The organism is Acidithiobacillus sp. TH-A36 (genome assembly GCF_057473445.1).
In genome coordinates this window covers 1-2563 of the sequence record NZ_JBYCKP010000202.1, presented here as the reverse complement: position 1 = coordinate 2563, position 2563 = coordinate 1, and the positions used below count along the sequence as shown (strand labels likewise).

Sequence of the window (2563 nt, the reverse complement as noted above, 5' to 3'; positions counted from 1 at the left end):
GCCGATTCCATCCAGACCTAGTGTCCTGCTGCCTTTTTCAGCGGCCCACCCTTCAATACGTAGAGCGTGCCGCAGTAGGGACACCGGGCTTCGCCCGTTTCTTCAATTTTGAGGAATACCCGGGGGTGACCGTTCCAGCGGCTCATCTCCGGCTGTGGGCAATAGAGCGGTAACTGTTGGGGTTCCACCTCGGTGAACCCCTTGTCGCAGCAGTGAATGGCGTTTTTCATGGTTCAGGCGACGTGATGCAACCATTCGGGGTGATCATCCCGACGTCCCGCGACCGTCTCGAAATAACGGCTTTGCAGCTGGCTGGTGATGGACCCCCGACTGCCACTACCAATGACTCTTCCATCAATTTCGCGAATCGGCGTGACTTCTGCGGCGGTACCTGTAAAGAAAGCCTCATCGGCAATATAAAATTCATCGCGGGTGAGTTGTTTTTCAACAATGGGAATGCCGGCATCCCGGGCAAAACGGAGAATCGTGTCGCGGGTTATGCCTTCCAGGGCGCTGGTCAGGGTGGGAGTATAGAGAATGCCATCGCGCACCATGAATACGTTTTCGCCGGAACCTTCGGCTACATAGCCTTCTCGGTCCAGCAGCAAGGCTTCATCATATCCGCAGGACGAGGCTTCGCGCTGGGCCAGCATGGAGTTCATATAATTGCCGGTAGCCTTGGCTTTGCACAGGTGGATGTTCACCTGATGACGATTGAAGGAACTGACCTTGACGCGGATGCCTTTTTCAAGCGCCTCCTGCCCCAGATAACTGCCCCAGCTCCAGGCAGCAATGAGGGCATGGACTTTCAGGCCTTTGGCAGATAAGCCCATGCCTTCGGCGCCATAGAACAGCAGTGGGCGAATGTAGGCAGACTCCAGCTGGTTTACGCGAATCACTTCCCTGGTGGCCGCATTGATTTCTGCTTCCGTGAATGGTACTTCCATCTGCAGGATTTTGGCGCTGTTGAACAGCCGTTTGGTATGCTCCGGCAAACGAAAAATGGCGGCTCCCTGGGGAGTGGCATAAGCACGCTCGCCCTCGAAACAACCCATGCCATAATGGAGGCTGTGGGTCAGTCCATGCACCGTAGCTTCTCTCCAGGGCACCATTTTGCCATCAAACCAGATAAAACCGTCACGATCCGCCATGGACATTTTTACTTCTCCTTAATCCGTATAACTGCCAATCCATTCCTGCCAGATGACTCGCACCTTTTCTGAGGCGTCCTGCAAAGCCCCCCAATGCGGGGTATCATCGGCATGAACATTGTTTTCCTGCAAGTTCAGCCAGCGTTCGTTTTCTACTTGCCGGTACAGTTTCCAGGCATGCAGCAAATCAGAGCCTTGTCGGGCATTCCAAACACCGGATTGCACCAAGGCCCTGATGGCTGCTGCGGTGCCGGTATTCTGACACAAATCCGGCTGCTCTGGGCAAGCGCCTAGCATAGCAAATTGTACAAGAAACTCGATATCTGTCAGTCCACCCGGGCTTAATTTCAGATGAAAAGCTTGTGGGGCTATGTTTTTATTGTCGAAAATACGTTTTCTCATACTCCACACGGCACTTTTCAAGGTCTCGGCGTCTCTTTCGGAACTCAAAATGGCATGACGCAATTGTTCGAAACGTACTCCTAACTGTGAGTCGCCGGCCACCCAGCGGGCGCGGGTCAGGGCCTGATGCTCCCATGTCCAGGCGGATTGGTGCTGGTAGCGACTGAAAGTTTCCATACTGCTGACCAGGGGGCCGGATTGGCCGCTGGGTCGCAGGCGCATGTCAATTTCATACAATATGCCGGCGCGGGTCAGCGTGCTGAGCAGGTGGATGAGCCTTTGTCCCAGGCGGGCATACCAGGTGGAGGCGGGAAGGGGCGCTGGACCGTCACTTTCTGCATCAGGTGGGGCGTCATATAAATAAATCAGATCCAGGTCTGAGGCGAAGCCCATTTCCTGACCACCCAGCTTGCCCAAAGCGATGACCGCAAAAGATGCTGTCTGTCCATCCTGAGCGCAGATCCGGCCATGGCGGCGTTCCATTTCCAGCCGGGCCCAATCCAGCGCCGTTTGCAGGGTAAGTTGTGCCAGATCGCTGAGCTGCCGCAGTAACGACTCAATAGGTAACTGCTGCGTCCAGAAGCTGGCCGCCAGGCGTACCAGTTCGGCATTTTTAAAGCGCCGCAGGGCATCCATGCGTTCTTCCTGGTCTTCCGCATACTGTAGTTGGGCGTGGAGAATTTCCGGCCATTGCCCGGGCTGATGGTTGTTGCTGAGGACATCATCGAGCAGCACGGGAAAGCGGGCGAGTTGCTGCGCTAACCAGGGACTGTGCAGCAGCGCGCTGCAATGCTGCAGATAGCGGGGGTTTTCGGCGAGGAGCGCGAGGTAATTGGCTTTGCTGAGTATGGCTTCCAGCAGGTTCAGAAAATGTTGCAGAAGCGCTTCGCTATCGGCTTCCTGTGCACAAATTTCCAGTATCTGCGGCAGCAAATTATCCAGACGCTGGCGTCCTTCAGTGGATAGCCGCAAAGAGACATCCCGACTATGGGCAAAGCGCCAGAGTCGTG

3 protein-coding genes are annotated in these 2563 nt (G+C 55.4%); all 3 read right to left on the bottom strand.

Features of this window, described 5'->3' with window-relative positions; translation table 11 throughout:
• Positions 1–17: 17 nt before the first annotated feature.
• On the bottom strand, positions 18–146 hold the full coding sequence (locus tag AC2VLY_RS05355) for a zinc-finger domain-containing protein (RefSeq protein WP_226857184.1): 129 nt from the start codon (positions 144–146) through the stop codon (positions 18–20).
• Between the two features lie 87 nt (positions 147–233).
• Complete coding sequence (locus AC2VLY_RS05350) at positions 234–1157, bottom strand: branched-chain amino acid transaminase (RefSeq protein WP_486921898.1); 924 nt, start codon at positions 1155–1157, stop codon at positions 234–236.
• A 12-nt stretch (positions 1158–1169) separates the two neighbouring features.
• Positions 1170–2563, bottom strand: a 1394-nt coding sequence (locus AC2VLY_RS05345; RefSeq protein WP_486921897.1) for a [protein-PII] uridylyltransferase family protein, incomplete at its 5' end; no start/stop codon positions are given.

What these genes read in the sequence shown, in the direction of transcription:
- AC2VLY_RS05355 (WP_226857184.1), bottom strand. Translation starts at nt 146, where the DNA reads ATGAGCCGCTGGAACGGTCACCCCCGGGTATTCCTCAAAATTGAAGAA.
- AC2VLY_RS05350 (WP_486921898.1), bottom strand. Translation starts at nt 1,157, where the DNA reads ATGTCCATGGCGGATCGTGACGGTTTTATCTGGTTTGATGGCAAAATG.